The following is a 6,667-nucleotide window of genomic DNA, read 5'->3' as shown; positions in this document are numbered from 1 at the left end:
CCCCCCCCCCCCCCCCCCCCCCCCCCCCCCCCCCCCCCCCCCCCCCCCCCCCCCCCCCCCCCCCCCCCCCCCCCCCCCCCCCCCCCCCCCCCCCCGCTGCCCTGTGCCCCGTGGCGCGTCAGGCGCCCGGCGGCACCCGCGACGGGCGGCCGCTGCCGCGCGTCATGGCGTACCCGGCGATCCCGGCGAGCGCAGCCAGCAGACCGCCCACTGCCGTCCACACCCACCGGTCGGACCACCGGCCGGAGGACCAGCCGCCCTCCGGCTCGGACGCGGCGACGGACCGCTTGCCCGACGCCGACGAAGATGCCGACGGCTCCGGCGAAGCGCTCTGCCCGCCCTCCGGGCTCGCGGTGGCCGCCCCCGGCACCAGCGGCGCCGCCAGCTTGCCGTCCACGGCGTACGCGCCACCCGCCTCGGCCACCGTGGGCTCGAACTCGGCGTGCACCGGAAGCCCCAGGTCCTCCTGCGGCAGGTCGGTGACCGTCAGACGCACGTAGTACGTGCCCGGCAGCGGATCGTTCGACGACTGCTCGGCCCAGGAACGGACCGTCCGCAGCGTGCAGGACACGTCCACCGAAGCCGCGTCCGCTGCCGCCGCCCGGCTCTGCGCGCCGTACGTGCACGCCTGACGGCGCCGCAGCCCGTCGTACACGTCGAGCTGCCAGGTCGCGGCACCATGCCGGGCCGTCTTGGGCAGCGTCACCTTCGCCTTCATGGTGGCGCGCTGCCCGGTGTCCACCGGCACCGCCCAGTACAAGTAGTCACCGGTCGACGCTCCGGCCGTCGCCCGCTGCCCCGGCTCGACCGGCGTCGCCGTACGGAACGACGTACCCGCCTCCGTCGGCCCCCCGGCGCTGCCGCTCGCGGACGGCGACGGGCTGTCCGCCACCGCCGCACCGGCCGTACCGAAGAGCGCGGCACCCGCAAACAGCGCGGTGGTCACAAACGTACGGGTACGCATCAGTTGGTCCTCCAGACGGCGACACGCCAGCGCGACAGCCGGCCCCACAGCAGACCGGCCACCAGACCGGCGAGCGCCAGCGCACCCAGGAACCACCAGCCGCGGCCCAGACCGAAGGACGCGGTGTCCGAGGCGTCGGACGGGCCGTCCACGACGTCGATGGCCAGCTCGACCGGCAGCCCCGGCTCGGTCTTGACCGAGGCGGGCGCCGCGAAGGAGTTGCTGAGCTGGAGGCAGACCGTCTCCGGCGCGTCCTTCGCGGCACCGTCGGCGTTCTTCAGCGGCGCCTTCGGGTAGCGCAGTCCCGACGAGATGACGTCGGTGCGCCCGTCGCCGGCCTCCGAGCCGCGTACGATCTCCCGGCCGTGCACGGTCGAGGCGCGCAGCAGGATGCCGTAGTCGTTGTTGACGGCACGGTCCGCGCCGATGCTCGCCGACGCGCGCAGCTCCTGGCCGGGCCGTACGTCCACCCGGTACCAGCGGTGCTCGGCGAACTTCTCCCGGTCGGTGTACAGGCCCGGCTTGAGCACCGGGGCCGCGGCACACCGGTCCGCGCCCTGCGTCGCCACCGGCGTCACCACCGGATCGGCCGCACGGTCCACCAACTGGTGCACGCGGTCCCGCAGTTCGCTGGTGTGCTGGACGGAGGTGTACGTGCCGCCGGTGGCCTCCGCGATGCAGCTGAGCTGCTTGCGGGTCTTGGCGTCCGGCAGCAGCCCGAGCGTGTCCACGGTCAGGTGGATGCCCTTGGCGGCGATGTCCCGCGCCACCTCGCACGGGTCGAGCGGCGCGCAGGTGTCCTCGCCGTCCGTGATCAGCACGATCCGGCGGGTCGCGTCGCCGCCCTTGAGGTCGTCGGCCGCGCCCAGCAGGGCCGGGCCGATCGGCGTCCAGCCGGTGGGGGCGAGCGTCGCCACCGCGGTCTTCGCCTCGGTCCGGTCGAGCGGCCCGACCGGGTAGAGCTGCCTGGTGTCCTTGCAGCCGGTCTGCCGGTCCGGGCCCGGATAGTTCGCGCCGAGGGTACGTATGCCGAGCCGGACCTCACCCGGCACCGCGTCCAGCACCTCGTTGAACGCCTGCTTCGCCGCCGACATCCGGCTCTGCCCGTCGATGTCCCGCGCCCGCATCGAGCCGCTGACGTCGAGCACCAGCTCGACCTTGGGGGAGGGCTTCTTCGCGTCCGGTTCGCCGGCGGCTGCGGCGGAGGTGGGCAGCAGCCCCACGGCCAGGGTGGCGAGCAGGCCGCACACCCCGGCCGCCAGCCGTTTTCTTGTGATCATCGCCGGATCGTAGTGAGGATCGGGCTCGGTGATCAAAACGGGCGGGAGAGGGGTGCCCTGATGGTGCGGCAGGTGGGTCCGTCCCGCACGGCGACCGGCCGCCCCGGCCGGACACGAGTTCGGCGGGGCGGCCGGGGGAGCGGTGGCGCGGTGCCGGCGCTACCTCGTGAGGAGCGTGGAGGTGGTCGCGTCGAACTTCTTCCAGGCGTACGTGTCGTTCTCGTTCGCCGCCCGCAGTCCGAGGGTCATGGTCGGCCAGTGGTTCTTCGCGGCCTGCTTGGCGACCTGGGTCACGTCGAAGTACAGCTCGCCGGCCGGGCAGTGCCGGTTGTGGCCCTTGGCGTCGGTGACCGTGTCCAGCAGCTTGTACCACTTGGGCTGCTTGTTCCACGTCGTGCTCTGGTAGGCGCGGCCGGTGTCCCACAGCTGGACGGGCCGCTTGGCGCACGACCAGGAGTAATCGTTCTTGATGCGGAACGTGGCCCTGCTGAACCTCTTGTCCCACAGGTCCCGGGTGTTCATCGTGATGAACGTGCGCCAGGTGCCGCCCGTCTCGTTCTCGTGGCCGACGCGCGCGGTCTTGCCCGTCTTGGCCCAGTAGGACGCGTTGGGGTACTTCTTGTTGACGCTGGTCCACAGGCCCACACCGCCCCTCGGGGCACGCGGGTCGGTCGGGCGGGCTTCGCTCTGCCGGGACTTCGTCTCCTGGTCGCCGGGGTCCGAGGCCAGGGCCGCCGGGGCGGCGAGGCCACCGACGATGCCGCAGGCGAGCAGGGGATACAACGGGCCGGATCGTCGCCAGCCGGTACGCGAACGGGGTGCGGGCATGATGTTGCCTCCATTGCCGGGAGTGCCTGAACTACCCAAGCCCTTCCACGCGGGCCGCGTGTCGCGTCCTGCGTGCGTCCGACTGAGCACACCGACCGGCCGGTAATCACCTGTTCGACGGCATGCCGCGCACGCAGGGTGACGGCGGCCGGGCGTGTCACCGCTTCACCACCGCACCCCCTCCGCCGCGCCCTGTCCGTCCCGCTCCCGCGCCGCCGCGGCGATGTTGCGCGCCATCCCGCCGAACACCACCGCGTGGAACGGCGCGACACTCCACCAGTACACGTGCCCCGCCAGCCCGTGCGGATGGAAGACCGCCCGCTGCCGGTAGACCGTACGGCCCGCCGCGTCCCGGCCGGCCATCAGCTCCAGCCAGGCGAGCCCCGGCAGCCGCATCTCCGCACGCAGCCGCAGCAGCCGCCCCCGCTCGATCTCCTCGACCCGCCAGAAGTCCAGCGAGTCACCCGCGCGCAGCCGCTGCGCGTCCCGCCGCCCCCGGCGCAGCCCGACACCGCCCGCCAGCCGGTCCAGCCACCCCCGCAGCGCCCAGGCGAGCGGGAAGGAATACCAGCCGTTCTCGCCGCCGATGCCCTCGATGACGTCCCACAGCGCCCCGGGCGAGGCATCCACCACGCGGGCCCTGCGATCGGTGTAGAGACTGCCGCCCGCCCAGTCCGGGTCGGTCGGCAGCGGGTCGCTGGGAGCGCCGGGCACCGCCGCCGACGACCAGCGGGTGGCGACCCGCGCCTCCCGTACGCGCCGCAGCGCCAGCTCCACCGCACGGTCGAAGCCGGTCAGCCCGCCGGGCGGGTCCGGCACATACCGCGCGATGTCGTGCTCCCCGGCCACCGCCTCATGACGCAGCGACTCCGCCAGCGGCCGCGCGATGCCCGCCGGTACGGGCGTCACCAGCCCCACCCAGTGGCTGGAGAGCCCCGGCGTGAGCACCGGCACCGGCACGATCAGCCGGCGGGGGAGCGCCGCGACCCGCGCGTAGCGCTGCATCATCTGCCGGTAGGTCAGTACATCCGGCCCGCCGACGTCGAAACCCCGGTTCACCGACTCGGGCAGCGCGGCGCACCCCACCAGGTAGTGCAGTACGTCCCGTACCGCCAGCGGCTGGATACGGGTACGCACCCAGCTCGGCGTCACCATGACCGGCAGCCGCTCGGTCAGATACCGCAGCATCTCGAAGGACGCCGAACCCGACCCCATGATCACCGCGGCCCGCAGCACCGCGGTCGGCACCCCGGACGCCAGCAGGATGCGGCCCACCTCGTCCCGCGACCGCAGGTGCGGCGAGAGCCTGTCCCGGTCGACACCCTCCGGCACCGGGCCGCCCAGGTAGACGATCCGCCGTACGCCCGCCTGCCGCGCGCACTCGGCGAAGGTACGGGCCGCCCGGCGGTCGGTGTCCTCGAAATCCCCGCCCGAGCCCAGCGCGTGCACCAGGTAGTAAGCGACCCCGACGCCCTCCAGCGCCTCACCGAGCGACTCCGCGTCCGTGACATCGCCCCGTACCGTCTCCACCTGCCCCGACCAGGGGTGGTCCCGCAGCTTGCCCGGCGTACGCGCCAGGCACCGCACCGCATACCCCGCGGCGAGCAGCTCCGGTACCAGCCGCCCGCCGATGTACCCGGTCGCCCCGGTCACCAGACACCGTTCCACGCCGCGCCTCCCGTAGCCGTCCTGTCCCATACCGGTACCCGGGTCTTCCACGCCCGCGGGCTGCGGCTTCCCCCACCACCGGAACGGGGGCCTGCCGGATGGGCCGAGCCCGCGGCGACCGGCCACCATCGCCCCATGGAACGCCACCCGCGACCGCACCGCCGTCCCCGCACTGCCGGCATCGTCGCGCTGGCCGCCCTCGGCGCGCTCCTCACCGCGCCGCCGGGCCCGGCCGTGGCCGCCGGACCGCACCCCGCCGACCGCCTCCAGCGCGACACCGACGCCCTCCGCGACGCCGGCGTCACCGGCGTCGCCGTACGCCTGCGCACTCCCGAGGGCGTCCGTACGGCCACCAGCGGCACCGGCGACCTGGACACCGGACGGCCGGTACCGCGCGCCGGGCACCTCCGCATCGGCAGCGTCACCAAGACCTTCGTCGCCACCGTCGCCCTCCAGCTCGTCGGCGAGGGACGGCTCCGGCTCGACGACACGGTGGAGAAGTGGCTGCCCGGCACCGTCACCGGAAACGGCAACGACGGCCGCTCCGTCACCCTGCGCCACCTCCTCGGCCACACCAGCGGGCTGCCCGACTACGTCGCCGACCTGGCCCCGCGCGACCGCCGTGCGTTCGAGGCGAACCGCGACCGCTTCCACACCCCCGAGCAGCAGGTCGCTCTCGCCCTGCGCCACCGGCCCGTGTTCCGCCCCGGCGCCCGCCACGCGTACTCCAACACCAACTACCTCCTGACCGGCATGATCGTGCGCGCCGCCACCGGCCACACCTGGCAGCACGAGGTAGGCGCCCGCATCCTGCGCCCGCTCGGCCTGCGACACACCACCACCCCCGAGGGACGCCCGCACTTCCCGCACCCGCACGCCACCGAGTACCAGCAGTTCGCGCCGGACGGCCCGTACACCGACACCACCGCGCCGTACCTGCCCTTCGACACCGGCGCCGACGGCGCGATGATCAGCACCGCCGCCGACCTCGACCGGTTCTTCACCGCCCTGAACACCGGCCGCCTCCTGGCCCCCGCCCAGCAGGCCGAGATGCGCCGCACCGTCCCCGCACCCGACCAGCCCGGCGAGGCCCCCGGAACCCGCGCCGGCCTCGGCCTCTTCAGCACTCCGCTCTCCTGCGGCGGCAGGTACTGGGGCCACGGTGGCAGCGGCATCGGCTACATCGTCGAACCGGCCACCACCCCCGACGGCCGCCGCGCCGTCACCGTCTCCCTCCACAGCCGCCCGGCCGACCGGGACACCGCCGTTCGGCAGCTGAACGCCCTGCGGGGCCTCGTGGACCGCGCCCTGTGCGACAGGAAGCGCCAATGACCTGAGTCGGGAAAGCGGGGGACCGCCGGTCCCCGTTGCCACCCGCAGGTTCGGCCGCGACACGGAATGGTGCGGACCGGGCCATGCGGGAAAACCGGGGCCGAACTCCACTGTGAACAGTTGACCGCGGTGGCGTCGATTTCACACGCGATCGGCACCCGAGCAGCACCACCCCCCGCTCCGACATCCGGCCTCTCGCACTGGACGTCTCGCGCGCCCCCACATCCTGGCACCGGGGGTGCCTTCAGGCCCTCCTGCCCGTCGTGTAGTGTTCTCCGGGTTGCCACGGGGCCGACAGGCGCCACGGCAGCCCTCACGCCACACCGGCGGCACCATCACCACAGCACGGCCTCCCCACGGGATGAATTTCGGTATGCCGAAATTCGGACCAGCGGCTCGATTATGAACCATCGGGGAAAACCGCTAAAGTAGTGATCACGCCGGAAGGCGCGAACAAACCCGCTCCAGCAGGGGCCGGATACGGAAAGCGGAAACGCCGGACGGATCTGGTAAGGTTGGAACCGCGCAGAAGCCGAAAGGCCGAAACGCACCGGCGGAAATCAGGACCGCGAGGATCTGATAGAGTCGGAAAAGC

At 73.6% G+C, this 6,667-nt stretch carries 5 protein-coding genes; 1 reads left to right on the top strand and 4 read right to left on the bottom strand.

The window, feature by feature from the left end; genetic code table 11:
* Positions 1–118: 118 nt before the first annotated feature.
* From ACZ4Z1_RS42210 to ACZ4Z1_RS42195, 4 genes are all read right to left on the bottom strand, one after another.
* Complete coding sequence (locus ACZ4Z1_RS42210; protein WP_468492030.1) at positions 119–964, bottom strand: hypothetical protein; 846 nt, start codon at positions 962–964, stop codon at positions 119–121.
* A complete protein-coding gene (locus ACZ4Z1_RS42205; RefSeq protein WP_468492029.1) occupies positions 964–2,244 on the bottom strand; it encodes a VWA domain-containing protein in 1,281 nt (426 codons plus the stop codon). Before ACZ4Z1_RS42205 ends, ACZ4Z1_RS42210 begins: the two co-directional genes overlap by 1 nt.
* Before the next feature lie 159 nt (positions 2,245–2,403).
* Positions 2,404–3,072, bottom strand: a complete 669-nt coding sequence (locus ACZ4Z1_RS42200) for a DNRLRE domain-containing protein (RefSeq protein WP_468492028.1) — start codon at positions 3,070–3,072, stop codon at positions 2,404–2,406.
* 165 nt (positions 3,073–3,237) lie between these two features.
* Positions 3,238–4,770 (bottom strand): SDR family oxidoreductase, encoded by a 1,533-nt coding sequence (locus tag ACZ4Z1_RS42195; RefSeq protein ID WP_468492031.1) that lies wholly within the window; start codon positions 4,768–4,770, stop codon positions 3,238–3,240.
* Between the two features lie 105 nt (positions 4,771–4,875).
* Between ACZ4Z1_RS42195 and ACZ4Z1_RS42190 the strand changes: the two genes are divergently transcribed.
* On the top strand, positions 4,876–6,072 hold the full coding sequence (locus ACZ4Z1_RS42190) for a serine hydrolase domain-containing protein (protein WP_468492027.1): 1,197 nt from the start codon (positions 4,876–4,878) through the stop codon (positions 6,070–6,072).
* Positions 6,073–6,667: the final 595 nt, after the last annotated feature.

The sequence above is a fragment of the Streptomyces sp. NPDC030165 genome, from assembly GCF_055573595.1.
Note: the sequence above shows the minus strand (reverse complement) of the source record. Positions and strands in the feature narration are given on the sequence as shown.